The sequence below is a fragment of the Methylomonas sp. LW13 genome (assembly GCF_016865255.1).
GTDB lineage: Bacteria > Pseudomonadota > Gammaproteobacteria > Methylococcales > Methylomonadaceae > Methylomonas.
The window spans coordinates 3,289,781-3,314,130 of the sequence record NZ_CP033381.1 but is presented as its reverse complement, the minus strand read 5'-3'; the positions used below and the strand labels follow the sequence as shown (position 1 = coordinate 3,314,130).

Sequence of the window (24,350 nt, the reverse complement as noted above, 5' to 3'; positions counted from 1 at the left end):
ATTGTGAAGAGGATTTTCGGCAGGTCGTTTGCGAAAACTCGCTATTTATCGCGCTTTCGCAAATTGGGCTGAAAAAGATTGAAATGAGTCTGGGCTTTGAATTATCCGCAGCATCCCTGAGATAATCACTGCCAATGCGATGCTGATATCATTGGATAGCTGGATGGCTAGTCCTTGATCAAGGGGAATCGGTCTCTGGAATGGGACACTCGTTCACGTAAATCCAGCCCTGGTTTGAAGTGAGTGGCGTGCCGTATCGGCAAACTCACTTGTTCGCCTGTCTTGGGATTGCGACCCATCCGGGCGGCTCGTTGAATCACCGAGAACCCACCGAAACCACGAATTTCAATACGTTGGCCATGTGCCAAATGATGGGTCATCACATCGATGGTGATGTTGATCGCCATTTCGACATCGCATTGCTGTAAATGGGGCAATTTAAGACTGATGTGTTCGATGAGCTGGGATTTAGTCATTATCGGGTATGCATTATCGGTAGTGTCTTTCCGCCTTGTTCGATGATCACGGCTTGTTTGAGTAAGTCGCTTGCGGTGGGATATTTGTCATAAAGGCTGCCAATGCCACGATAGTAAGCCATCGTATCAAACGGCTCTGAGGCTTGTTTACGGATCAACTCAGCCAATCTTGACCTGAAATCCGGTGAGACGGTCACCATGCGCAGACCTTTGACAATTTTGGTGTTCGGTTCCACCAAAACCAGATTAAAGGGCAAGTAGGCGTCACCCTCATCAATGTCCTCATCGCCGGCAAGATGAATGGTAAATGCCAAGTCCGACCAATCCAGAAAGCCCTCGATTTTAAACAAAAAGAACACATGGTTTTGTTCGGCAAACAATGCAAACGAGGCAGCGCCATTGAGAAAGGCTTGGATTTCGCCCGGCGAAACTGAAAAATTGAAAGTCAATAATGGCGCGCCATTAGCGAGAACAATACTCATGCCTTCTTCCGGCATGTCATGCTCGAAGCGCTCGCCCACGCATAGTTTAATGAAGTCCATAGATGCTGCTTAAATTAATCGCCCTGGTAGATGCTTTGTCCGCCAACCCAGTATAGCGGACTGGGTATCGTTTGATCGCGTCGGTAAACCGCGTGACACCGGGAAGCGAAAAAACGAGGCGGCTCTGTATGTTACCCGATGCCTGGCACTATTTTGCCGATATAAAAGCCGGTAATATCGCAGTAAAACTGTTTACCGGGGACGTCGGCAATGGACTACACAGCAATTCTTGAAGCGCTCAATAAAGCATCACTGTTTGATTTACATCGATTACAGTCTGCCATTTATCAGGAACTCATCAATCCGGTTCGGGTAGAGCAGGTAAAAGCCCAATTGAAAGTCGGCCAATCGATTAGCTATTTCGACCCGCAAGCCAACGGCTTGATCGATGCGGTGATCTTGAAGATTCAAAAGACCCGTTGCCTGGTGAGAAACGTCAAAGACCAGAAAAACTGGAATATCCCATTTTATTACCTCAATCTGGATGACGTTGATACGGCGATTCAACCCAAACCGCATACCACCGGGATTCCCAAAAGTGCATTGCAAGTCGGTACGCGGGTGGGATTTAAGGGCCGGGACAACCATGAACTGTTCGGCGAAGTCATTAGGCTGAACCCCAAAACGGCCACTGTCAAGATCAGTGAGCAGAATACCTGGCTGGTACCTTATTCACGTTTGTTTCCTGTCATCGATGGCACGTCCAATGACGCGAATCCCATGCAAGCGTCGTTGTTTATCGAACATGACGAGGTTTAGTGATCCATGACCTTACAGGCTGCACCAGCGCATGCGGACAATCCCGTCGAAACACTACACGGCTCCATCGAGCATGTGACGTTCCATAGCGAGGCTTCGGGATTTTGCGTGTTGCGAGTCAAGGTCAAAGGTTATCGTGAACTGATTACGGTGATCGGCTCGGCCGCCAGTGTCACGGCGGGTGAATACATCGAATGCCTGGGTTGCTGGGTGAATGATCGCCAGCACGGCCAGCAATTCAAAACCATCTCGTTAAAAATCGTGCCGCCGACCACGTTGGACGGCATCGAAAAATACCTGGGCTCCGGTATGGTCAAAGGTATCGGTCCCCATTTCGCCAAAAAACTGGTCAAAGCCTTCGGTGAGCAAGTGTTCGAAGTGATCGAGCAAACACCCGAGCGTCTGTTGGAATTACCGGGAATTGGTAAGAAACGCCAGGAGCGGGTGACCAGTGCCTGGGCGGAACAGAAAGTGATTCGGGAGATCATGGTTTTTCTGCAATCGCATGGCGTCGGCACATCGCGTTCGGTGCGAATTTATAAAACCTACGGCGAGCAGGCTATCGAGAAAGTGCGCGAAAACCCCTATCGCCTAGCACTGGATATTCACGGCATCGGCTTTAAAACGGCTGACACGCTGGCACAGAAGCTCGGCATCGGCCCGCAATCGCTGCTACGCGCCCAAGCGGGTGTCCGGCATGTCTTGCAGGAATGGTCCGGCGAAGGTCACTGCGCGGCGATTCGCAGCAATCTGTGCGAAATGGCGGCGAAACTACTGGAAATTCCACTGCCGATTATCGACCAAGCGATCGCGGCGGAATTAACCGAAGGCAATTTAATCGCCGAAATCGACGGCAGTGACGAATTCATTTTTCTGACGCCTTTACATCGCGCTGAACTAGGCTGTGCCGCCCACCTGAACCGATTAAATCAAGGTGATGCACCCTGGGGTGTAATTGACGCCGATAAAGCCATACCCTGGGTGGAAGAGCAAACCGGCATGACCTTGTCGCAGTCGCAAGCGTCTGCCGTTCGACTGGTACTCCAGCATAAAGTCTCGGTGATCACGGGTGGTCCCGGTGTCGGTAAAACCACGCTGGTCAACAGTCTACTCAAGATTCTCAGAGCCAAACGGGTGCGAATCGGTTTGTGTGCGCCGACGGGGCGAGCGGCAAAACGCTTAGCGGAATCGACCGGCATGGAAGCGAAAACGGTACATCGCTTACTGGAGTTCGATCCGACGCAGTTCGCGTTCAAGCATAACGACGAAAACCCGCTCGACCTCGATTGCTTGGTGATCGATGAGTCGTCGATGATGGACGTGGTGTTGATGAATCAGCTGTTAAAAGCCATACCGACGGAAGCTGCGGTCTTGATCGTCGGAGATGTCGATCAATTACCCTCGGTCGGTCCGGGCTCCGTATTGGCCGACATCATCGATTCCGGTCAAATTGCCACCGTGCGTCTGACCGAGATTTTCCGCCAGGCCAGTACCTCCAAAATCATCACCAACGCCCATCGCATTAACCACGGACAAATGCCCGTGGTGGATAAGACCGAAGCCCTCAATGATTTCTATTGCCTCTACGCCGAAACACCCGAGGAAATTTTCGCTAAATTGATGCAAGTCGTCCTCGAACGGATTCCGCAGCGTTTCCAATTTCATCCGGTCAACGACGTACAAATTCTGACGCCCATGAATCGCGGTGGCCTGGGCGCGCGGTCGCTGAACATCGAATTGCAAGCTCGGTTAAATGGACACAGCGAACCGAAGATTACGCGCTTTGGTAATACCTATGCGCCCGGTGATAAGGTCATTCAGCGAATCAACAACTACGACAAGGAAGTGTTTAACGGTGACATCGGGATCAAATCCATTGATCTTGAAGAAAGCCAAGTCAAGATCGTATTCGATGATCGGGAAGTTGACTACGAATTCAGTGATCTGGATGAAATTACCTTGGCTTACGCGACCAGCGTGCACAAATCGCAAGGCTCGGAATATCCGGTGGTTGTCATTCCATTGGCCATGCAGCACTTTATGCTGCTGGAACGCAATCTGCTGTATACCGGCGTCACGCGTGGCAAACAACTGGTCGTGGTGATTGCCCAGCCCAAGGCGTTGGCCATGGCTGTGAAAAACCAGCAATCGCAGCGAAGGATCACTCATCTGGCTGTCAGGTTGGTTAAAAACCCGTGACTATCTTGACGATGAAATCGTCAAGATCGGGTCGGTTTCACTCAGTGACGACCGGCCTGTTTCAGGAGTCGGACGATGATTGACCGACCGCTTTCCGGCGATGAATCTGAAGATCGGTCGGTCGCTTGACGACCCTTTCCGGCCAGTCAATACTCGACAAAGCAGCCATTCAAATCGATCAATGCTGACATTTCAACTACAAATTACAATTTGAAAGAATAAATATTTATTTCTCCAATTCTAGTTTAATTCGAACATTCACATGAAGTTATCTGATAAAACCCAACCTGTTGATGTATTACTAATTTGCGCGCTAAAAGACGAATACGATCAAGTTCTACGAGTTACGGATGGTCTGATCGATCCGGGCTGGCAAGAGTATCCAGACAGTAACGGCTGGCTAGTTGCCGATGCCAGTTTTTCCACCTCATCCGGTAATCCGTTAACCATTCGTGCTAGCCACGCCAGTTATATGGGACGCGAACAAGTCCAAGCCCTTGCCAGCAAACTCATTAGCGAGAATCCCGCTAAGTGTATTGCCATGAGCGGCATTTGCGCGGGACGGCGTGGCAAGGTGGTGTTAGGGGATGTGATTTTCGCTGATCGGATGTGGTCTTATGATGCGGGCAAAATGACGGTGGAAAACGGTGAACAACGCTTTCAAGGCGATATGCTGCAATACCGGCCTTCAACGCATTGGGTGCAACGGATGCAGCATCTTAAAATGCCCCCAGATGCCGAATGGCTGGCATTACGCCCGCAATTGCCCTACGAATATCAGGAAGATTGGGTTTTATTAAGACTGTTAGCAGGCGACAGCAACCCTAGCCTACACCCTGATTGCCACAAAGAATGCCCTGATTGGAGCGAGGTTTTAAAACGTTTATGGCAAAAAACATGGTTAGAAAAGCCACTGGTTTTAACTGAATCAGGCCGCAAACGAGCTGAAGAACGGCAACTACTGCATCCGCACGGCCTACCCGAACTAGCCAGCTTTAACATTCATACCGCACCTATCGCCACAGGCGCAACCGTTACCGAAGACCCCAAACTGTTTGACCGCCTCGCCGAATCCATGCGAAAAGTGCTGGGCATAGAAATGGAAGCCAGCTCGCTAGGGGCATTGGGTGACATTCATGACATCCCAGTGCTGGTGGCAAAAGGTGTTTCCGACTTTGGTGATGCGTTCAAAGATGACCGTTACCGGCAATTTGCAGCCAGGGCATCGGCGGAGTGTTTGATCGCGCTATTACGCGATGGCGAAGGCTTGTTGCCTAACCGAGCAAGCAGAAATGCTAGTGTTTTGGCGGCATCTAGCCCTTTATTACCTGACTTATCCGGTATCCCGCGTGATCTTATCGAAGTGCTGGCGGAGCAATACCCCGATGTGCGTGATGCCCGTGCTTTGTGGCAACGGGCAGGCGGTAAAGCGAGCCAAGTTGAGAACATCCCTAATCCACGCGATTTGTGGCAACGGCTTTGGCAGGCCAGTAGGCAAGGTGCGGCGGCAAGGCCGGAAGCCATTTTGGAGGAAGCTTTAGAAGACTTGCCCGAAAACGCAACACTACAAAATTACCTTGCCGCACTGAAATCAAACTAACACACTTAAACCAATGCCTTGGAGGCTTTGCATGACGGACTTGTTGACTGATCTTTGGAACACAGGACTTATAGATAAAGTAGATGGACATGACGACCGCTTAACCAAAATGGAAAGCGCCGCCGTAGCGGTTGCCAAAGAACTGCGCGGTCAGCCACTATTGTTGATCGGTGCTATTTTGGCAGGGCTTGACCCCGATATACCTATCGATGATCCTGCGCTTGTGCAGGCAGAACGGGCGTTGATTAACGAATGGAAATCCATGCGTTCGGTGCATACCGACAGGCCAGTCAACTTACTGCGAGCGATATTATTGGCAGCTTGTAACCTTGCGGCGAATGATGGCAACAACGCGGCGATTCTTTGGCTGACGGCGGTGGATACATTGCAGTTGTTGCGGTTGGGGAAAGAGGAAGCCGTAGTGCGCCAAATGCTCGCGACATGGGCTAAAAACTCAGAAGAAAGCCTCATGTTTTGCTCCGATACTTCCGCCGAACAGACAAAGGAAGTTTTGTTAGGAGATTTTGAATTACCTGAAGTTGACCCGCCTAGAGTCGATAGGGATTCATTATTACTAAAAGTACAAGCTTCTGCTGGCCCTAGTAACGAGCAAGGTGAACCGATGGATAATCCCAATCCCCATTGGACAAATTCTCACCAGCAATGGGTTTATCAATTTGCACCAAGGATGCAAAGGCTACTGGCTGATGAGCTTGACATATTAGCGACCAGTTTATGCGAGTCTCAAACCGAAACAATTCAACATACTCAAAACTACTTGATAAACGTAGCTTCGGCAGTAAACCAAGCAATGTCATCCCAACAAAACTGGGTTATCGAAGTCCAACAATCCGAACAAACCCGCCTAAACGCCCTCTGGTGGTCAGAAGCCCTCTATTCATCGTTCTTAAACTGTAGCTATCGCGAACTACCCCAAACCATCGCCACCGTGGTGATGGCAATAGACCTGCTAAACGAAGTTACCAAACCTACGCCCGCCAGCGTCGGCTATTTGCTCGCCGAAGCCGTCAACCGTCTGCCCGAAGCCGGATTTGACCGTAAACTGACGCTACAAGATTTATTGGCGGCACTGGTCAAAGACCGCGCCCAATTACCCAAAGTATGGCTGGAAACTTTAACCCCACTACCCGAAACAGGCCGCTTAAGCCTGCGTGATTTAGTGGTATTCGTGTTGGCAAATCCAACCACCGATATTACTGCCGCCATCAAACGCACCGGAGCCAGCGGCGAGTTTGAACTGAGCTTGCCCAAATTTGCCCATGCCTTGTTCCGGCAAGAGCAAGCTGTGCAATTGGCGGGGAATAATCAATGAATCAAAAATGCTCAAATGCCACTTGCTATGTCCATGAGGGCGAATCTTGCCCATATGGGGAAATGCCGTACACCGAATGCGCCGCATGGATTGGAAACGCTGCTGAAATTGAACCAGAAACCACAACACTACCCTCTGCCCAAGCCTCAGCACGTGTGCCTTGGTCTGGCAGCGCCTTAGGTTTGGCGGATATTGCCCATTTAACCCCACGCGGTCGTTCCATTGTCGTCGGCGTTTTGGGCGCACATGATGCCGGCAAAACGACTTTGCTAATCGGTAATTACCTGCAACTTCTGCAAGGCCGAACGCTGGCTGGGGCGCAGTTTGCAGGATCACGCACTTTGGGGGCATGGGAATCGTTGGCGGCGTGGACACGCTTTGACGATGCTGCCAGACCTCCGTCATTTCCACCGCATACACCGCGCGGCACTAGCCGCGTCCCTGGTTTATTGCATCTGGCGTTACGCGCTGCAAACGATGAGTTTAGGGATGTCTTGCTAATCGATGCGCCCGGCGAATGGTTTAGCCGTTGGGCGTTGATTGCCGATGCACCCGATGCCGAAGGCGCGCGTTGGGTGGTCAACAACGCCGATGCGTTTTTGGTGTTTGCGGATTGCCAGCGGCTTTCCGGTTCGGAACGTGGCACGGCAAGGAAAGATTTGCGCGAACTGTTGGAACGACTGGGTAATCATGTGGGCAATCGCCCCACGGTTTTGGTTTGGGCAAAAGACGAACATGAGCCTAGTGAAGGCATCCGCAATGCAATTCGCCAATCATTGAATGAGCGAATCCCTCATGCCAACGAAACCAGCACCAGCACTAACCGCCCTGAATCGCTGTTGTCGGCCTTGGCAACCGTGATAGCAGCCACTTGGACACCTGCACTGGCACAACCCATAGTTGAACCCATCCACCATCACCAGCCTTTTGCCGCTTACCGAGGCCATCATGCACACACCTGAAATCGTTCTGCTGGGTGGCCCAAATAGTGGCAAAACTCATTATTTTGGTCAGCTTTACATACGCTTGCGCCGTCATGCCGGGCAATTACAGTTACGCAACGACCAAGGCACACCACCTGATCTCAGCCCGTTGGGGGAAGTGTTGCATTGTTTGGAAAATGGCCGTTCCGCCAGCCACACGCAAACGAAAACATGGAGGGAAGTGTTGTTGCCGCTAGTCGATGCCCAAGGCGATGAAATGAATCTGTTTTGGCCTGATTACGGCGGGGAGCAATTGGAAACCGTTTTTAAAGAGCGGGAAGTGCCGGAAGCGTGGCGCGATAGGTTGTCAAAAGCCGACGGCTGGGTGTTGCTGATCCGTTTACGCAAAGAAACGACCTACCCAGACGTGCTGGCAGAACTGAGCGAACGAGCCAAGCACAGCAACGGCAGCGTGGCACGCCCCGGTGTGTGGGATGCCAATGCCCGCTGGGTGGAATTATTGCAAATTTTGCTGCATGTGGCTGGGCTAGGAACGGTAGAACGCTTGTGCTCGCCTCGGCTGACAGTATTGTTGTCTTGCTATGACGAGTTGGAAACCAGCGAAGAACTGCCTAGCAAAGTTTTAGCCACGCATTTGCCATTAGTTTCGGCATTTATCCACAGTCTTTGGGCAGATGATGCCGTCAGTGTGTGGGGACTTTCGGCATTAGGCTGTGCGTTGGATAAAGATAGCGAAAACGATAAATTCATCGACGAAGGCCCAGAACATCAAGGTTGGGTGATTGCCCCGAATGGCGGCGAGCGGGATGCCGATTTAACCCAACCCTTGGCGTGGTTGTTGAAAGTATCATGACACCGCTAAGAGCCAAATACGGGGCTAAAGATAATCGGCACGACTTGTTGGAATGGCAAGGCCACTCCTCGCCATTGCCTTCGGAGCTATTGGGGTTAACGGATATGCCTTGCGGCACTTTTGCACCGGGGGATTGCTGGTGGCCTTCGGTGGGATGCGAGCCGTTAGGCGATTGGTGGGCATTGTGGTGGACCGTTCCCGATTCCGACGCAACGCGTGGCGGCATGGTGAAAAGTGAAGTGGCTTTGTGGCCTCTTGCTGAAATTGGCCATTTTGCTGATTTGCGCCCCGTTATGGCTTCATTGGCTGGGCTAGATGAAATTCCGCCTACACCCACCGATTTGTTAAGCGCAGTTGCCGAAGCGTTAGTCACTTCTGAAACCGGAAAGCCGCCTGTAGTCGTCGGTTTGGAAGCATGGCCTAGCATAATTGCTGATCTTTGGCTGCGATTGTGGCCTGAAGCACGGCAGGCATTTTCGGCGCGGGTCGCTCTAAGTCCACCGCAAAGTGGCGAATCAGTCGCCCCGCCTTGGCTGTTTGGTATACCCTCTACCCGTACGTCGGAATGGTCTCGGCATCGGCTGGTTACTGCTAATGCAGCTACAAAAACCAGCAATCGGGCGGCGGCTTGGTTGATGGGAAATGATGATCCTACTTTTGAAACGATAAAAACAGCCTGTCATTTCAGTGCTGCCGAATTGAAAAGCCTAGGCACGATTGCGCGGGCGGCAGACCGTTTGGATAAAATGCGAAATTCGCCCCAGGCGCAACATGCGCTTGAATTATTGCGGACATTGGAAATTTTAGCGCCTGACAAAAATGCCATCGAAGATTTGAAAAAAGATGCTTTGCAAATCGTCTCTGCTGGCTTAGCCAATGGCTCGGCAGCATTCGTAATGTCTTTAGTCAATCTGGGTTCTGCCTTACCCGAAGCACATCTACCAAAATCCGCGCTTTCGCTATGGATTAGCCAAAATGCCCCCACGCTGTTCATCGCTGAATCCGCCAAATTGCTGGAAAAACTATCGCCCAATCGAGCGAAAACTTGGTGGCAACACGCGGTGCAAAGCTCACTTTCCGAAGGTTTGGCTAATCCTGATAAGGGTTGGGCGAAAGCCGCGTTGCATTGGTTGAGCCTAGCGAACTGTGAGCAAGTGCTTAAAGCGATTCTGCCCGCCACTGAAAAACTTGAAACCGCTTTGCTGGCAGCCACTTCTGGCATTGCTTTATCTGATGCCGACTTACAGCAAATCAGAACACAAACCATAGAACGCAGTTGGTCACGCTTACATGCTTGGGCGGCGGAAAACCTATTTTCAGCCCATGAAGCTTTCCAAGCCCAATGCGGATTTTCTGGCGATCCTTTGCCTGGATTAGTTTACTTGGTCGAGCATTTATCAGGCTTGGCGGTTATTGAAGAAGCCATTGCCAATCCCGATCATCAACTCATTCCGCTAGTGGCCCAACGTACCGCCAAAGAACCGAAATTATTACAAGGTTTGGATGTTAGCCAATCTGCGTGGCGTAAACTCTGGGCGGCACATGTCAGTGCAGGCGGCACACTTTGGCCTGCCAATGCCAATCGGAAAATACTTGGCAACGGGCTGTTAGATGCCGTGTTGGCAGGTGACGAACCTTCTGTATTAATTGCAAAATTGGCAAATGATTTGGCGGAGTTGGTTTTCTGCCATCCAAGACGGGCAGAGATTTGGGGCAAGCTCAGTGCTGATGGAGGCGCGGCATTGTTGCCAAACGTAGCGGTTATTCTGATGGGTGAATGTAATGCCGGGCAATTTATCACCATGCCAGAACCGCAATTGGTAGCGGCTGTTGTCAGCCAAGCCCGCAAAAACCGACCATCCGTAAAACTCCTTGCTGTGCTTTTTTCTTGGCATGTGCCATTGAATGAGCAGGAAGTAGTTACTTGGCTTTCATCTTATTCTGGAATGGATTGGGATACGGCTACAGCAGCGGCGATTGGTAGAGCAGTGTCTGACTATCGATGGAAACTTGCGGCTGAGAAGCTCTTTGATTTATACAGAATAAATAAAACTTACGAATTGGGGCTTGCAGTAGACAGTTGCCAGGATTTGCTTTCTTTTTTACAGTGCCTTTGGTTATCTTTTAATCATGTTAGCCGCAGTCCAAATCATCTGGATCGGAATAGGCTTGTTCAAGCAGTTGCTGAATTGGGGGCTAATCTCGCACCCGATGAATTGGATAGTATTTGGGAACGTGCTGGTGGAAAAAAGAAACAACTTACTTCTGGTGGAAAACTCGCTGTCCGCTGGCAAGAGGCAGCTAGATTGGCTAACCAAGGCGCTTTAAAAAATGGATTAGGTGATTTAGTCAAAGAATTAAAAGAAATTCGACCGCACAATGTTGATTTGCAAACGATGGAGCAATTAGTTAATCAAAATTCACATAAATAACCGATATGAATCAATCAGTGGAACTTGATAAATGCCACTACTAATTCTGAGTGTCTGCTTATCGGAAAATTAAGGGATTGGACTATTTGGCCGCTTTTGGCCGTTCGGTTGAGGTCGCCAACGTCGGCTTTGTAGTCCTCCAGTCCCAAAATCTGGTTTCGGCCGACTGGCAGCTTTGGAGAAACGTGACAGGCTAGTTTGGGTCGATTGCGACAGTTTACAGCTCCTAAAAAACTCATTCTGTACTGGCGCAATCATATCGGAATGGGTGGTGGTTTTGAGATTGGAATCCCTGGCCGACTTTGAATTGGAATCAGTGGTGGGTTTGATCGGAATCCGCACGCTAGTTCATCCGGCAACGATTTCAGTTTGCTCGGGCGTAGCAAGTAGCTTTTTATTGGTCTGGGCCCAATTAGCACCTAATATCTCGTTATATTGTAGCTTCCTGCTTTGCAAGGCCAACCGGCTTTTGGTTTCTGTTTGTCGCGGGAAGGCCGCTCGCTTTAGGATGTAGACTTAAGGCGCTAAACCGGTCAGGGTTCTCATGCAGGGATTTGGTTCGTCCGGTTCTGGGCGCGCGACCGCTATTTCGTTTTTTTATTACCAGGGGGCTTTATGTCAATCACGCTTAAAGGTGGCTGCCTTTGCGGCGCCGTGAAATACCAAGTCAGTGGGAATCCAGAACGTTTTTATCACTGCCATTGTTCCCGTTGCCGCAAGTCTTCCGGCACTGGGCACGCGACCAATCTGTTCCTGGCGAACGCGGATTTGGCGTTTAGTGCCGGAGAATCTTTGTTGAAGCAATTCAAAGTGCCGGACGCCAAGCGCTTCACCCGCCAGTTTTGCAGTGAATGCGGTAGCCAAGTTGCTCGATTTGTTCCGGAATTAAATGGAGTCGTGGTTCCTGCCGGGTCGCTGGACGATGAAATCCCAATCAAACCTCAAGCCCGAATATTTTGGCATTCAAGAACCGATTGGTCGTGCGACGGAGATGCCTTGCCGCGCTATGCTGAATATCCGGAGAGTTAAACGGCATCTAATGTTTTACGACAGACGGAGCGCCAGGAAACACTTAGGACACCATAACCAACGCAAACGACGCAGCGTGTTTGCAGTTGGTTCTGGGCCAATCGCTAAACCTAATCGGAGCTTTCCAACGCATTCATTGCCCGTTGCGCCACTGTTTCGGTAGGATGTATGCCGTCCCAGAATAGGCAAGTTCCGGGGTTTTTACAGGTAAATGGCGGTTTGTCTGGCTTGATGCAAGCGTCGGTGACATTGATTATGCCAAACAGATTCGAATCATTGCTTTCTTGATCATAAATGATCTCTTCAAGTAAGCCATACAAATCTAGCGTGCGGATTTTAATGTCGTACATGGTATTAAATTGCGCTTGGAGCACTGACAGTGCTTCATTGAAGCTCACAGACAACAAGTTGGCATTGTAGGCAATCGTTAGTTCTTCTGGTGTTGATGGATGCGTAGCCAGAAAAGACCCACGTTTATGGTGCCCTGTCCTTCAAACCGGCCGTAACGGGTGTGTGAGGAGCGTTTTCTTTTGATGGAAAAATACCCGCTTCCAACCAATAGCACGCCAAACAACAAACCGAACCAATCGCTCACTGGCATCTGCTTACATTCCCCGCGCTGACAAAGCTTCCATTCAAGCGATACCCAGTTTTTGGGACAGTTCTGCTTTTTGTTTTTCGAGCTTTGAAAGTTTCCTTTTCAGGCTATTGATTTCTTTGTTTACTGTCAGCAGCTCATGCTCAAGGGCCTGCTTTTTCAAGTAATCATCGCCATATAATGCCTGGGCCAATGCCTGAACTTCCTTTCTGAGTAACTTGTAATAAGGATTTCCATGCGCGTAATTGAGCCGATATTGCAATTTGCCTTGTTGAATCGATTGAATGATTTCTTGTTCGGAAAGGCCGAACTCCTTGCAAGCGTTATTGAGGCTCAATGTTACGCCTTGTTTAGTCCAGGCGGAGTCAGTCATCGGTTTGGATTAGGGTAGTCACAGAATTTGGAAAAAATAGTACGCTAAGCCATTAGAGCAAGCATGCAATAGCTCGAATGGTGTAACCGTTTTTCTCTCGCGACTTTATCCGTTGACGGCCTCCTTCAATGCCTTGCCCGGCTTGAAACTCGGCACGGTTGCCGCCGCTATGGTGATTTCGGCGCCGGTTTGCGGATTACGGCCTTTGCGTTCGGCTCGGTGTTTGAGTTCAAAAGTGCCAAAACCCACCAAGGCTACGCTATTGCCTAGTTTCAGAGTGGTTTCGATACTATGGATCAAGCCTTCCAAGGCTTTGCCGGCATCGGTTTTGGTCAGATTGGCGTGTTGGGCGATACTATCGATCAATTCGGATTTGTTCATGCTGACTCCTTTGGGGTTAAAAACAGGCGATTATGACACTGATTCCGGCTGACATTGATTTGCACGCCGACCCAGGTAAAGTTTCGCCATTAGGCATCCAACGGCCCGGGGATTCGTAGCCCAACTCATCATTTCCATTCTGTTTTCATGGCGTCCGCCGAAAAAAATCCGGCACGAGGCCGGATATGAGAAGGATACTACGCATACAAAGGTAAACCTACCCTCGGGTAGGTTGGGTACTATCGAGGAACTGGCTCGAAGGATTAGTTGCCGCCTTTGAAACTGATTTCCAAGGCGTGTAAGGCGTTGACGCAATTCGGCGTGGATTGCAGGCCGGGCGTGTTATAGCACGCTTGATTTTGTTGACGGGCTTCTTGAATATTCGCGACGTACCAGGCGACTGATTTAGCGTCTTCGCTGGTTTCGCCGGCAACGCTGCTGTTGAACATCGCCAAGCCGGCGAAGACTAGAGCAAGGATGGACATTGAGGTAATCACGGATTTTTTCATGCTTTCATTCCTTAAAAAATAGATTTGAACTTACCCTGTTACGTTCCCCCCAACGCAAGAGCGTGTGTAATTTATCAGAACCTTTTTTGTGCCAAAATGCGGCGCATTGCCGCGCGGCCGGTTGTCGCAGTAATGAATGCGAGTTCTAATCCGTAACCCCAGAAAATTTTGCGAATGCGGGAAAAGTTGATGCCGTTACCGGCGTGACGCGTGGCAAGCAATTGGTGGTGCTGATCTGCGAACCAAAGGCCTTGGGCATAGCGGTCAGGACGCAGAAATCGGGGCGGCGGGTGACGAATTTGGTAAATCGATTAAATTCGATACCCTGACCTTGAGCAAAAGTCTAAACTTTGCAATTTTGTGAAGGTCATTGCGTTCAAAGCGGCATAACCGATTTAGTTCTTCTTACTTCCAAACCTGGAGAGGCCACCGTGAGCACTTTGACCAAATTGGCATTGGGAATAATGGGGCAACTGCGTCCCGGACCTGTTCGGGGCAAATCGAAGGAATCGATCGCGCTTCCTCCGCCAGAGAAAGCGGGTGGGCTCCCGCTGATGGAGACGTTGCTAAAACGCTGTTCAGCGCGTGAGTTTGCTCCTGATGCTTTGCCGTTGCAGCTACTTTCCGACTTGTTGTGGGCGGCTTATGGCGTTAATAGGCCAGATGGAGGGCGTACCGCGCCTTCGGCTTTAAACGCGCAGGAGATCGATGTTTATGTCGCATTGCCTGAGGGCGCCTATCTGTACGATGCTCACGGACATGCTCTCGACCTGATGGTGAAACAAGACCTGAGACGCATCACGGGTTATCAAGACTTTGTCGATGAAGCCCCGCTAGATTTGGTTTATATCGCGGATTATCGGCGCCTGGCGATGGTGCCGGTCACTCAGCGGGAATCATATGCTTCTGCAGCGGCGGGCGCCATTGCGCAAAATGTCTATTTATTTTCCGCGAGCGCTGGGTTGTCTACGGTCATCCGTGCATGGATCGACCGTGCCGCCATCGCGGAGTCATTGGAATTGTCCCATGATCAACAAGTATTGTTGGCGCAGACGGTGGGTTTCCCTAAAAGATAGTTGGACTTCAGCAAAGAACGAATAACCTTCATCGTTTCCAAACTTCTCGTAACCACCCGCCGAATCCTGATAATCTCGCCGGCCACAACATCTTGGTTTTGCTAGACATCAGACCGGATCATGACAATCAGTGATCTGTCGATTCATAGTAAAATCGCCTAGATTTTTATTTGGTTGGATTCATCGTGAAAAGAAAAGCAAGAAAAATTCAGATACCGCAAGAGGCAGAATTGGCCATAGAGCGTGGTAATAAAGTTGAAGCGGCCCGCTTGATACGGATCAAGAATGGTATCAGCCTGCTTGATGCACAACGGACGGTCGAGTCGGTTGCAAGCAAACACAAAGACGGTCATCAACTGGAACAAGCTCCGTTGGATTCCAGGTCGATGAGCCATGCTCAAGTCTTGTTTCCGTTAATTATTGCATTAGTCGCGGTTTATCCCTTTCTGTATCAATCGCTAGCAGTCCTAGTTGCCGGAGACATGGATGGGCGCTGCGTTGACTCGCCTCTTGCCATTTGCCAGTTGTGGCCGACCGTGGGTAATGCCTTATTTGGCGCGTCGAATGCTTATCTAGGCTATGTATTGCTTATGGGCTTGATTGGCTCCACGCTGATTGGACTGGCATACCGGTTGTACAAGAGATAGTTGCCTTCGATCTCACGACTTGGTTTTATGATTGGAGAATAGCGGAAATGGTGGCTAATCCACATTAGCCGCCACAGGTTTTAACAATCGTCGTCTTCAACCTCCACCGACTGAAGAACCTACAATGTGAATTCAATGCGCCGACGGCAATTCCGGACTATGCCAAGCGTCCAAGACAAATTCGGCCACTTCGGTGACGAACAAGCGAATCAATTGAAAACCAGCGACCAGCAAAATCGCTGCAGAAAAAAGTATGGTCAAAGCCACGAGTAAAACTTTCATAGCGCACTCCATCAAATCTATCAGGTTGTCGATGGGGTGCATTTTTTCAGTTTTTACTGGAATATCAAGTCGATACGGTGCAACAAGTTGTTGCGAGCCAATGGGGATAGCTTGAAAACTCAAGACCTTGGCGAATGTAGTTCAGGTGAAATATTTTTTATAAACAAGCCTACTGTCGACGCTCACTTTGGCAGTTTCACGAAGCCCTGGTCATCCAAGGGAAAGAACGGGTTGTAACAGACTTCCCAAAGAAAACCATCGGGATCGGCAAAGTAACCTCGGAAACCACCCCAGGGCGCTTTTTCTGCAGCTCGAATCAAACGACCTCCCGCAGCCAAGGCTTCCCGCAAGGTCGCTTCAACGTCGCTTTCGGAAGCCACGTTGTGTGCAATAGTAAAACCCGGAAATCCCGAGCCCTCGGACGAGACATTGGCATCGTCAGCCAAGGATTCGCGACCAAATAAGGCAAAGGCAATGCAGCCAACTTGAAAGAAGGCGACAGCCGTCTGACTGCTCGGCGATTCGGTCCAGCCCAACGCACGATAGAAGCGGCGACTGCGTTCGAGATCAGCAACCCCCAAGGTGACAAAGCTGATGGTCTGTTTCATGACGCTTTACCTCTCCAAATTATAGAATCCCTTCGCCATGGAATATTCTCAATCGGTTAATTTAGTTGCATCCACAATGGTACATATTCCAGCCTAAATCAGCCACCCATCCCGAATCAACCCCTCATCGATTCCGATACGATTACGCCAGTAACGAACTGGCTGAAGCCTTCTGTGAAACTTTCACGATATACGGTGACGGCGCGCGTGTGCAGGTCGTAATGCGAATTAACGCCGAGCAAGCCTCGAAAAAGCCAATGTGCAGGCTGCCCCGATTCTACATTCGGGGAAAGCTGATACGTCTGGGGGAATTGAGCAAATGAAGATCCCCGGTGCTGCACCGGGGTAGTGGCGACAGCATGGTACACAAGTAATAGAGGTTGACGGGGTGAATCGAGTGTTTGGCTGAGCTTGCGACTTAATATGGGGGCTTGTTTTCTGAGGTGCGATCAGTCCAGGTACCTGATGTAATCCATGGCCTGCCTCTAAATCCGCTTTTGCGTATTGGCCAACAGCACGTTGACGGCATAAGCGACGACAAAGACGCCCACCGGGACGGCTTGCGGCGGAATAGGGAACGGCAAGGTCAAACTGACCAGCAACAGATACAACGCGCCTACAATCAGGTAAAGGCTGTAGCGATGCGCCATGGGGCTTGGGTAATCGAAATTGGTCTGGCTGATCTTGCGCCGTACCAGTCCGTCGACGACAAACGGCAGCAAGGCGGCTGCCAAGTACGGCAACCAGATGCAGGCCGTGGTCAGGCGCTTGATCATTTGAAAAATCGTGTCCCACAGCACGTTAAGCCGGCTTTCGATAAAGGGAAACAAATCGTTGCGCCCCACATCCTCGAAGCCTTTGGACATCTGCCGTTCGCGCTCGGTCGGGATGAAGTAGCGGAACACGCTTTCTCGGATACCGGTGCTGACGAACAAGCGATCAAACCAGCGCTGCGCGGTATGGCTGATCTGAGATTCTTTATCGGCGCCAAAATAGCCGATCATCATCTGATCTTCGGCGCGCTGCAGTTCACGCGTCCAGCGGTCGGAAACGAAACTGGCCACCAGGATCACCTCCAGTAGCCAAAGCATTAGGCTGAACAACAGATTGCGCGTCATGAGCTGGCACCTTGGTGATCCCGTTGTCGATTCAGTTCCGACCGCAGTATCGGCAGGCGACCTTTGACGATCCGGCCTCCGGATAACTTGGCGATGTAATGCAAGTCCGGCAATTGACCCAACAGTTGGGGCGCAAACAAATCGCCTTCTTCTTCCATCAAGCGTTCGCCGACATTGCCGGAAAACACCGTGGGATTGGTCGCGCTGGTGGCGACGCCTTGGGTGCGCATGATGTACTTCAACCGCGTCTTGGGCAGATTGTCGGTGATGTACTGCTGCGTTTCGCCGTCCATGATTCGCAGCGCGATCAGGTTGTTGACGTTGCCTAGCACTTGGCGGGCCTTGTCCTGGGAGCCGGTGCGGGCTGCAAAATCGGCAAAGGTTTGCGTGGCAATGAACAAGCGAATCTTGGCGCCGCGGCCTTTGTTCAACACCTGAATGAAGGGATCGTTGATGACTTCCGCCGCCTCGTCGACAAACACATTGACGGGTCGGTCCGAGACACCGTAGTTGTAACGGTCGCCGGCGACGGCGGCCAAGTCGGCTAACAAAATCGAGCCAATCGCGCTGCCCACCATGCCATCCGATAACGAGTCCAGGCCGATGTAAGCGACCTGGGCTTTTTCAATGATGTGGCCGGTATTGGTGATCGGTCGCAGATCATCCGCGTCGTGCGGGTTCGGCGACAGCAAAGGTCCCAATGAACCCGAGGTCAGCATGTTCATGATCGGAATCAAGGAGGCGACCATCTTGCTGAAATGCGTCCGGTCGTGTTCGAACAAAGACAACAAGCCTTCCAGATCCAAATTCGGCAATTGATACTGTACGACCTCCCGGTAAAACCGCACCAGCCCCAACGCTTTCGAGTCGATGTCCTTGGCGTTTTTCAGGTAAGGCCGCGCTTCTTGCCGCCAATGGCCGAGGTTGTTGTCGAAATAGCGTTCCAATGCCTGAATCACCAAAGTCGAAGGACCGCCTTCCAGGTAACGACGTAGTTTCACCAAGGTTGGCCGTTCCTCGATCACCATCAAGCCTTGAATCACGTTATCCAGCGATTTTTGCCCAAAGGCTTTGAACGGATCGTTACTGCTTTCGCTGGGCGAAATGGCACTGATGCGGCTGGCGATTTCCGAGGGACGGTTGAAATTGTGCAAAGGGTCGAGTCGCACACTGTCTTCCGGAAATGCCGGATGGAAATACACGAAACGATCCGGACGCTTGGTCAAGGCGCAGGCGCGTTTGGCACAGGCCATCAAATCCTTGTCGCCTTTGGGATCGATGATGATCACCGCTTCGCCGCGCAAGACCGCTTGCGTCACCAACACGTCAAAGGCACGCGTTTTACCGGCGCCGGTGGTACCAACCAGCAGTGTATGGCCGGCGGTATGCTGCAAAGGCTGACGAATGTCGCTTTCGGACACTTCCAGGCCGTGTATCCAGGCTGAGCCCATGCGCTGATGATCGCTCGGAATCAGCGTCGAGACATCCCGTTTCAGAATTTCATACGCCAATTGTGCGTGCTTTTGCGCCCAATCGAAGCCCCAGCCGAACCACAAAGCCTCGGGGTTGCGCTTCACCAGGGTGACAAGCTTCTCGGTATCCAGATATTGGAACCGAAACTGACGCAACCGGCGTTTGCGATACCAGAGACTCAATGCCGGTGACAGCCGCCAACACGCCATCACGGCGCACGCCGTCATCAACCAATCGAAGGGTTCGCGGGGCAGGCCCGACCAGCGGCTGGTGAAATATGCCAATCCGGCACCGCCCAACCAACCCGAGATGGCATACACCTCGAAGATGGGTCGCCAGGGAAACTGGTAGTCGTAATCGGATTTCATGGTCTACGCCGCATTTGCAAAACGGTACCGATACTTCGAAAATCGGCATGGCTACCCAGTGCCCGCATCAACTGCGTGCGGGTCAAGCCGGGTGTGTTTCGCAGCAAGGCCTCAATCGACCGATCCTCGACATCGAGCCATGCCGAGTCGGTTCCGTCTGCGGACGGCGGCGGGGCGGCTTGCGCCAGCTCGTCCATCCAGTGTTCGATGACTTGCCGGAGGTTTTGTTTTGGGAGCGCGCTGGATTCCGATCGTGACGACAATGGTTCGGGTTGAATAGCCTGCCGTCTATTGGTGGACCGAGACGGAGGCATTGGCTTTATGTTATCCAGCGATGCAACGACTACTGCCGTCGCTTCAGTAGCAGGCGCATTCTCAACGACTGCCTGACACTGCGGCGATGATGATTGCTCGGTCTGCTGTGCCGCTGTCGTTGGTCGATGTGTTGCTTTTGACTCACTGCTGCTGCCGACGACTGCCGATGGAACGAGTGGCTCTGACGCCAAACTTGCGGTGGACACCAGCGTGCTCGCCAACAGCCGTTTGAACATAGCACTCGGTCCGCTGGCAAGTAACACGCCACGGATTTTGTCGATCTCCCGAATTTTGCGCATGGGCGAGAGCACGTCGGTCACTAACCAGCCTTTCTCGTCCAGGCATTTGATGAACTGATTGGCTTCGAGTTGCAGGGCATCCGCTGTTCGGGGAAAAGCGAGCAGGCATTGGTCCTTATGTTCCAGAAGATCAGTGCCCCAGCGCCATTGTTCAGACAAGACGATTCCGGCCAGTTGAATCAGCCAGTGCCCTGCTTGACCTTGCGATTCCAGCCATTGTCTGGCAACGTCACTTTGATCCGGCGCAGAATTTTGAGGCAAGACCGATGCCGCCTCTGCTTCAATCGTGCCGTCCGAACCGCTATTTGAAGCGTTTGGCGTGGTATCGTTTGGGTGTTGATCACTTCTATCGTCCAAGACTTGACCGGAATGTTCGTGTAGATCGCGGTCTCTGTCAGCGTCGGCATCCATCGCCAAAATGGCGGCTAAATCGTCCGGGATGACCGACTCAGCCAATTGCACAGCATTGGATTCAGCGCTCACTGTCTCGATTGCACGGTCAGGTGTCTTCGCTTTTCGCCGTTTTCCTCCACTGGTGTCGGAAGCCGATTTGCTGGTGGCTTGGGACTGGGCGGCGGCGGGGTTGGTAGACGTTGATTCCGGTTCATCACTGACTTCGATGCCATCCACTGCCACCGGCGGCTCGCCGCTGTATACCAGTTCGATCGAGGCCAGGCGCAACATGAACAAGCTGCCATTCAGGGTTTCGGTTTGCATGCGCCAATAGCGAAACCGCCCGCCGTTCGGTAGGGTTTTGGGAATAGCTAGCCCACGTTCGATCAAAATATCGGCCAGGGTGTCTTCATCGCGGGGAATGCCGGGGATGTGATCCTTGTCCAGCAGAGCCAGCATGTCTTTGACGGCGCTGCGCCAGACGATATGGAGGCCGTCCTGGAAACGCCAGATGCGGGCGCCTTTTTCATTGGCCAGCCATTGACCGGATTTGACCAATCGACGCATCGCATCGCACAGGTAGCGTTCGACCGGCATGCCCATGGCCGATTCCAGACCTTGGTAATGGGCTTTCAAATCCCGTTCCACACTCCTGCAATCGGCCGCCATGACCAGTGCGTAGCATTTCGAGCCGCGATCCAGACCGTGGATGGTTTCCAGCATAGCCTGCATGATGTCGGGACCGGGGGCCAGAATGTAGGCGCGTGCTTCACGGGTCAATACCCGTTCGATGACCAGGGCCGAGAACTGCTCATGACGCTTGTGACGATTCTCTCGCCAGCGTAAGAAATATCGATCGATGTGATGCTGCGATGCCCAATCGGCCAGGTTTTCATCGCAAGGATTCCAGGTGTGTTGACCCAGTCTATCCATCACGGCGATGTCCGATACCGGTTTGCCGATGTCATGCAGCAACCCGGCAAAACAAACGGCTAGTCGCCAGCGCGGTTCCACCGCTTTACGCGCCTTCGGCGTGACATCGGTGGCAAACAGACAGTCCTGGGATGCCAACGTTGCCCAATGCGCGACTTCCAATCCATGCCGAAACAAACCGCCGGCACCGCGATGGTGGTGCGATTCCGACGCCGGCAGTAGATGGCTGAAGGCCGCATAACGCTCAATCACCGGCAGTACGATGCCCTGAAACAGGGATTCCGGACAGGCCAAAGCCTGCTCAATAGACTGGATCAACTCGGTTTGTGTGCCGAGAATACGCGCCACCGGCGCAGCCGGTAAACCTTTCATGAACGGTGGATACCGCGGTATCTCTTCCTCCGGGCTGGCCGGGTTTGACTCAGGCGCAGGTTTGCCGGCAACGAAGAAACGTTGCAGCCAAGGGATAGAGAACGGTAAACGTGTGGTTTTCATGACCCGCTATCATGCCAGTCATTTTTTTGAGTCAATCTGCGAAAAACGCATAATTATCGAGTTTTCGCAAACGAGCCTGGAAAAATAGTGCTTACTGTGTCGAGTCTTCTTACTGTTTTGGAGACGACATGAACATCCGCATCGCCCCGTTTGCCGCCATCTTGCCCACCTTGTTCAGCGTGGGTTGCAGCACCTTACCAGCCCCGTCTGATCAAGTCAGCGAAACTGTCATCGAATCCCTGATTCCCACCACAACATCCGAGGCATGGCGTCTGGACGTCACCCGGCAACCCAGTCGATTGGGTGGCTCGGTCTGGTGTACGTCGTCCATCGAACATGTGGTTAGGCTGGCAGATCCCATCTGGTCGATGGCCACCGAGGCCTCCGTCGACGCGACGAATCACGATGAGCGGCCGGTTACACCCGACCCATTGGTGGTAGAGCGCGCCTGGCGCAAATACTGCCATCATCAGCTCGAGCTGACTGAAGCCGAGCGCGAATGGCTCGAGAAAACCCCACTGCCCCCGACCGATCCAACCCGGCATTGCGATCCGCGTAGTTTGAAAAAGTGAGATGGCTATGACTCAACAAACAGCGACCTTACTGACCAACCTGAGCGAACGCTTCCAGTTACTGACGGAGCGCAAGAAAGCCCAACCACGACGTGTTGAACCGCTAGACACCCTTCCCAGTTGGCCTGCCGGTATGCGCGGCACGCCAAATGCCTGTTTGCGCAGTGCCTTGTTTGCCGGTGTGCAGGGCAATGAACGGATAGCGTACAAAAAACGCACCTTACTGGCGGCTGTCGATGGCATCGAAGTTCGTTATCTGGGGGTTCAACTGAATCAGTCCGACTTGGACGTCTGGATGCAGATCGTGCACCTGTCCAGAACGCAATTGCCCGGCTTTAGCGTAACCTTCAGTGCCCATGCCTTGCTGACGGCGCTGGGCCGCTCGACTGGCAAAAGTCAGCACGAATGGCTAAAAGAATCCATGGCGCGTTTAGGCGGTGCCTTCGTTGAAATCACCTATCACGGTCGGCAGACCTTTGGTGAAAAGGGTTTTTTGCGCTACCACCGCGACGAGGCAACTCAGCGCTATGTGGTGGAACTGACCGAGTCGATGTTACGAATGTTTGAAGACGGTTATACCCATATCGAATTCGAGCAGCGGCAGTTATTGCGTAAACACCCACTGGCGTTATGGCTGCATGGCTTTCTGTCGTCGCATGCGGCACCGTATCCGTTGAAGATCAGCACGATCCATCGTTTGAGCGGAAGTAGCGCTAGGACGCTGCGCGATTTCAAATACCGATTGCGTAAAGCACTGGATGCTTTGGTGGGGATTGGCTGTTTGGAAAGCTATGTTCTTTCCGAAGATACCGTCAAAATCAAAAAAAATCCTACCCCCAGTCAGCAGCGTTATTTGCAAAACAAAATCGGCTAAAAAGCACGGCATTCGACCGACGCCTATTTGGTCCGGTCGAAGCCCCCTGACACGGCATTCGGCCGACGCACTAACGGCATTCGACCGACGGAGGCACGGCATTCGGCCGACAGTGGCACGGCATTCGACCGACGCTTAGTTCTTTTTTACGAATCGCCGCAGGCCTTGCCCAGCGTGGTCTGCAGCGATTTTTAACGACACGAAAAAGCGGGTGCTAATCTATTTATAATCTTTTTTTAATCTATATAAGGGGCTACGCCTCTGTGGATAACTTCGGGCCAACATGGCATTCGAAACAGACTACCGATCAATTCAGGCTTTCACGCAGTCCACGCCGACAGCGATGAAAGGCATCTCGGAACTTGCCCAATAAATCGACTTGTTTGCGTAGGTCGGCAAACTCGTTCTCGAATTCCTCTACCAGTGAGGCTTCCCAATCCGGCTCTTTTTTCAGCACGTGCTGCAAAGGATAGCGGTAGCCTTTGCCCTTTTTGAGGTATTGCGTCACCGGTTTGGTTTGTCCATCGATCGACAGCGAGGCAATCAAAAACCACTCGATGGTGAAAGAATAAGCGCTCTCCCGGCGCCGGATTCGGACACCCAGTCGGCCGCGTTGAGAGGCCGGATATTTTTTGCGTTCCTGGCTGACTCGCCGCCAATAATCATCGACCAGCATACGCGCCTGACCATGCAGACCTTCAACGTTGGCTGTCAGCCACTCAACGACGCATTCATCGGCATACGTCATTCGATCGTTCGATTCGGTAATCGGATTCATGTCAAAAACCTATTCTTAACCACAGGTTTTTTCGCTGCAAAAACCTAGTGACTTTTTTGGGAAAAAATTACGGGTTCAAGGCAAGTCAAAA

Annotated in this window: 24 protein-coding genes; 12 read left to right on the top strand and 12 right to left on the bottom strand. The window is 51.8% G+C overall.

Annotation, left to right across the window (positions count from 1 at the left end; all coding sequences use genetic code 11):
* Positions 1–167 precede the first annotated feature (167 nt).
* Both JL719_RS14945 and JL719_RS14940 read right to left on the bottom strand, forming a co-directional pair.
* Positions 168–476: an integration host factor subunit beta gene (locus JL719_RS14945; protein ID WP_033159510.1), complete on the bottom strand. Its 309-nt coding sequence runs from the start codon at positions 474–476 to the stop codon at positions 168–170.
* Positions 476–1,018, bottom strand: a complete 543-nt coding sequence (locus JL719_RS14940; RefSeq protein ID WP_033159511.1) for a hypothetical protein — start codon at positions 1,016–1,018, stop codon at positions 476–478. Before JL719_RS14940 ends, JL719_RS14945 begins: the two co-directional genes overlap by 1 nt.
* 210 nt (positions 1,019–1,228) lie before the next feature.
* Between JL719_RS14940 and JL719_RS14935 the strand changes: the two genes are divergently transcribed.
* From JL719_RS14935 to JL719_RS14900, 8 genes are all read left to right on the top strand, one after another.
* Positions 1,229–1,777: a hypothetical protein gene (locus tag JL719_RS14935; RefSeq protein WP_051670550.1), complete on the top strand. Its 549-nt coding sequence runs from the start codon at positions 1,229–1,231 to the stop codon at positions 1,775–1,777.
* Positions 1,778–1,783: 6 nt separating this feature from the next.
* Positions 1,784–3,976: an SF1B family DNA helicase RecD2 gene (recD2, locus tag JL719_RS14930; protein WP_033159512.1), complete on the top strand. Its 2,193-nt coding sequence runs from the start codon at positions 1,784–1,786 to the stop codon at positions 3,974–3,976.
* Between the two features lie 262 nt (positions 3,977–4,238).
* Positions 4,239–5,576, top strand: a complete 1,338-nt coding sequence (locus JL719_RS14925) for an effector-associated domain EAD1-containing protein (RefSeq protein ID WP_033159513.1) — start codon at positions 4,239–4,241, stop codon at positions 5,574–5,576.
* A 31-nt stretch (positions 5,577–5,607) separates the two neighbouring features.
* Complete coding sequence (locus tag JL719_RS14920; RefSeq protein ID WP_033159514.1) at positions 5,608–6,909, top strand: GTPase-associated system all-helical protein GASH; 1,302 nt, start codon at positions 5,608–5,610, stop codon at positions 6,907–6,909.
* Positions 6,906–7,871, top strand: a complete 966-nt coding sequence (locus JL719_RS14915) for a TRAFAC clade GTPase domain-containing protein (protein ID WP_033159515.1) — start codon at positions 6,906–6,908, stop codon at positions 7,869–7,871. The genes JL719_RS14920 and JL719_RS14915 overlap by 4 nt, the downstream gene beginning before the upstream one ends.
* On the top strand, positions 7,858–8,706 hold the full coding sequence (locus JL719_RS14910; protein WP_033159516.1) for a TRAFAC clade GTPase domain-containing protein: 849 nt from the start codon (positions 7,858–7,860) through the stop codon (positions 8,704–8,706). The genes JL719_RS14915 and JL719_RS14910 overlap by 14 nt, the downstream gene beginning before the upstream one ends.
* On the top strand, positions 8,703–11,138 hold the full coding sequence (locus tag JL719_RS14905) for a GAP1-N1 domain-containing protein (protein ID WP_033159517.1): 2,436 nt from the start codon (positions 8,703–8,705) through the stop codon (positions 11,136–11,138). The genes JL719_RS14910 and JL719_RS14905 overlap by 4 nt, the downstream gene beginning before the upstream one ends.
* A 615-nt stretch (positions 11,139–11,753) precedes the next feature.
* Positions 11,754–12,167: a GFA family protein gene (locus JL719_RS14900; protein WP_084153568.1), complete on the top strand. Its 414-nt coding sequence runs from the start codon at positions 11,754–11,756 to the stop codon at positions 12,165–12,167.
* Positions 12,168–12,277: 110 nt separating this feature from the next.
* Here JL719_RS14900 and JL719_RS14895 read toward each other — a convergent pair whose 3' ends face one another.
* The 4 genes from JL719_RS14895 to JL719_RS14880 form a co-directional block, all read right to left on the bottom strand.
* Positions 12,278–12,517 (bottom strand): hypothetical protein, encoded by a 240-nt coding sequence (locus tag JL719_RS14895; RefSeq protein WP_129871420.1) that lies wholly within the window; start codon positions 12,515–12,517, stop codon positions 12,278–12,280.
* 285 nt (positions 12,518–12,802) lie between these two features.
* A complete protein-coding gene (locus JL719_RS14890) occupies positions 12,803–13,138 on the bottom strand; it encodes a hypothetical protein (protein ID WP_033159519.1) in 336 nt (111 codons plus the stop codon).
* Positions 13,139–13,243: 105 nt separating this feature from the next.
* Positions 13,244–13,519 carry an HU family DNA-binding protein gene (locus JL719_RS14885; protein ID WP_033159520.1) on the bottom strand — a complete coding sequence of 92 codons (276 nt, stop codon included), beginning with the start codon at positions 13,517–13,519 and terminating at the stop codon, positions 13,244–13,246.
* Between the two features lie 263 nt (positions 13,520–13,782).
* Positions 13,783–14,028, bottom strand: coding sequence for an EexN family lipoprotein (locus JL719_RS14880; protein WP_033159521.1), 246 nt, complete (start codon positions 14,026–14,028; stop codon positions 13,783–13,785).
* Positions 14,029–14,459: 431 nt separating this feature from the next.
* Between JL719_RS14880 and JL719_RS14875 the strand changes: the two genes are divergently transcribed.
* Both JL719_RS14875 and JL719_RS14870 read left to right on the top strand, forming a co-directional pair.
* The gene (locus JL719_RS14875) at positions 14,460–15,104 is read left to right on the top strand and encodes a nitroreductase family protein (RefSeq protein ID WP_033159522.1); all 645 of its coding nucleotides are present in this window, start codon (positions 14,460–14,462) and stop codon (positions 15,102–15,104) included.
* 185 nt (positions 15,105–15,289) lie between these two features.
* Positions 15,290–15,751 carry a hypothetical protein gene (locus tag JL719_RS14870; protein WP_033159523.1) on the top strand — a complete coding sequence of 154 codons (462 nt, stop codon included), beginning with the start codon at positions 15,290–15,292 and terminating at the stop codon, positions 15,749–15,751.
* Positions 15,752–15,883: 132 nt separating this feature from the next.
* Here the strand turns inward: JL719_RS14870 and JL719_RS14865 are convergent, their stop codons facing one another.
* The 5 genes from JL719_RS14865 to mobH all read right to left on the bottom strand — a co-directional run bounded on the left by JL719_RS14865 (position 15,884) and on the right by mobH (position 22,035).
* Positions 15,884–16,033, bottom strand: a complete 150-nt coding sequence (locus JL719_RS14865) for a hypothetical protein (protein WP_165385970.1) — start codon at positions 16,031–16,033, stop codon at positions 15,884–15,886.
* A gap of 182 nt (positions 16,034–16,215) precedes the next feature.
* Entirely contained in the window at positions 16,216–16,641 is a 426-nt protein-coding gene (locus JL719_RS14860; RefSeq protein WP_033159524.1) for a VOC family protein, read from the bottom strand.
* A 485-nt stretch (positions 16,642–17,126) separates the two neighbouring features.
* Positions 17,127–17,759 carry an IncC plasmid conjugative DNA transfer DtrJ family protein gene (locus tag JL719_RS14855; protein WP_033159525.1) on the bottom strand — a complete coding sequence of 211 codons (633 nt, stop codon included), beginning with the start codon at positions 17,757–17,759 and terminating at the stop codon, positions 17,127–17,129.
* Positions 17,756–19,600 carry a conjugative transfer system coupling protein TraD gene (gene traD / locus JL719_RS14850; RefSeq protein ID WP_033159526.1) on the bottom strand — a complete coding sequence of 615 codons (1,845 nt, stop codon included), beginning with the start codon at positions 19,598–19,600 and terminating at the stop codon, positions 17,756–17,758. The genes JL719_RS14855 and traD overlap by 4 nt, the downstream gene beginning before the upstream one ends.
* Complete coding sequence (gene mobH, locus JL719_RS14845; protein ID WP_051670552.1) at positions 19,597–22,035, bottom strand: MobH family relaxase; 2,439 nt, start codon at positions 22,033–22,035, stop codon at positions 19,597–19,599. Before mobH ends, traD begins: the two co-directional genes overlap by 4 nt.
* A gap of 128 nt (positions 22,036–22,163) precedes the next feature.
* On the opposite strand from mobH, the gene JL719_RS14840 reads away from it, so the two are divergent.
* Both JL719_RS14840 and trfA read left to right on the top strand, forming a co-directional pair.
* Positions 22,164–22,607 carry a hypothetical protein gene (locus tag JL719_RS14840; RefSeq protein ID WP_033159527.1) on the top strand — a complete coding sequence of 148 codons (444 nt, stop codon included), beginning with the start codon at positions 22,164–22,166 and terminating at the stop codon, positions 22,605–22,607.
* Between the two features lie 7 nt (positions 22,608–22,614).
* Positions 22,615–23,481, top strand: coding sequence for a plasmid replication initiator TrfA (trfA, locus tag JL719_RS14835; RefSeq protein ID WP_033159533.1), 867 nt, complete (start codon positions 22,615–22,617; stop codon positions 23,479–23,481).
* A 307-nt stretch (positions 23,482–23,788) separates the two neighbouring features.
* Here trfA and mobI read toward each other — a convergent pair whose 3' ends face one another.
* Entirely contained in the window at positions 23,789–24,259 is a 471-nt protein-coding gene (gene mobI, locus JL719_RS14830; RefSeq protein WP_051670554.1) for a conjugative transfer protein MobI(A/C), read from the bottom strand.
* Positions 24,260–24,350: the final 91 nt, after the last annotated feature.

Bases quoted from the DNA above. Each gene is read 5' to 3' on its own strand.
- JL719_RS14945 (WP_033159510.1), bottom strand. From the start codon at position 476: ATGACTAAATCCCAGCTCATCGAACACATCAGTCTTAAATTGCCCCAT.
- JL719_RS14940 (WP_033159511.1), bottom strand. From the start codon at position 1,018: ATGGACTTCATTAAACTATGCGTGGGCGAGCGCTTCGAGCATGACATG.
- JL719_RS14935 (WP_051670550.1), top strand. From the start codon at position 1,229: ATGGACTACACAGCAATTCTTGAAGCGCTCAATAAAGCATCACTGTTT.
- recD2 (WP_033159512.1), top strand. From the start codon at position 1,784: ATGACCTTACAGGCTGCACCAGCGCATGCGGACAATCCCGTCGAAACA.
- JL719_RS14925 (WP_033159513.1), top strand. From the start codon at position 4,239: ATGAAGTTATCTGATAAAACCCAACCTGTTGATGTATTACTAATTTGC.
- JL719_RS14920 (WP_033159514.1), top strand. From the start codon at position 5,608: ATGACGGACTTGTTGACTGATCTTTGGAACACAGGACTTATAGATAAA.
- JL719_RS14915 (WP_033159515.1), top strand. From the start codon at position 6,906: ATGAATCAAAAATGCTCAAATGCCACTTGCTATGTCCATGAGGGCGAA.
- JL719_RS14910 (WP_033159516.1), top strand. From the start codon at position 7,858: ATGCACACACCTGAAATCGTTCTGCTGGGTGGCCCAAATAGTGGCAAA.
- JL719_RS14905 (WP_033159517.1), top strand. From the start codon at position 8,703: ATGACACCGCTAAGAGCCAAATACGGGGCTAAAGATAATCGGCACGAC.
- JL719_RS14900 (WP_084153568.1), top strand. From the start codon at position 11,754: ATGTCAATCACGCTTAAAGGTGGCTGCCTTTGCGGCGCCGTGAAATAC.
- JL719_RS14895 (WP_129871420.1), bottom strand. From the start codon at position 12,517: ATGTACGACATTAAAATCCGCACGCTAGATTTGTATGGCTTACTTGAA.
- JL719_RS14890 (WP_033159519.1), bottom strand. From the start codon at position 13,138: ATGACTGACTCCGCCTGGACTAAACAAGGCGTAACATTGAGCCTCAAT.
- JL719_RS14885 (WP_033159520.1), bottom strand. From the start codon at position 13,519: ATGAACAAATCCGAATTGATCGATAGTATCGCCCAACACGCCAATCTG.
- JL719_RS14880 (WP_033159521.1), bottom strand. From the start codon at position 14,028: ATGAAAAAATCCGTGATTACCTCAATGTCCATCCTTGCTCTAGTCTTC.
- JL719_RS14865 (WP_165385970.1), bottom strand. From the start codon at position 16,033: ATGAAAGTTTTACTCGTGGCTTTGACCATACTTTTTTCTGCAGCGATT.
- JL719_RS14860 (WP_033159524.1), bottom strand. From the start codon at position 16,641: ATGAAACAGACCATCAGCTTTGTCACCTTGGGGGTTGCTGATCTCGAA.
- JL719_RS14855 (WP_033159525.1), bottom strand. From the start codon at position 17,759: ATGACGCGCAATCTGTTGTTCAGCCTAATGCTTTGGCTACTGGAGGTG.
- traD (WP_033159526.1), bottom strand. From the start codon at position 19,600: ATGAAATCCGATTACGACTACCAGTTTCCCTGGCGACCCATCTTCGAG.
- mobH (WP_051670552.1), bottom strand. From the start codon at position 22,035: ATGAAAACCACACGTTTACCGTTCTCTATCCCTTGGCTGCAACGTTTC.
- JL719_RS14840 (WP_033159527.1), top strand. From the start codon at position 22,164: ATGAACATCCGCATCGCCCCGTTTGCCGCCATCTTGCCCACCTTGTTC.
- trfA (WP_033159533.1), top strand. From the start codon at position 22,615: ATGACTCAACAAACAGCGACCTTACTGACCAACCTGAGCGAACGCTTC.
- mobI (WP_051670554.1), bottom strand. From the start codon at position 24,259: ATGAATCCGATTACCGAATCGAACGATCGAATGACGTATGCCGATGAA.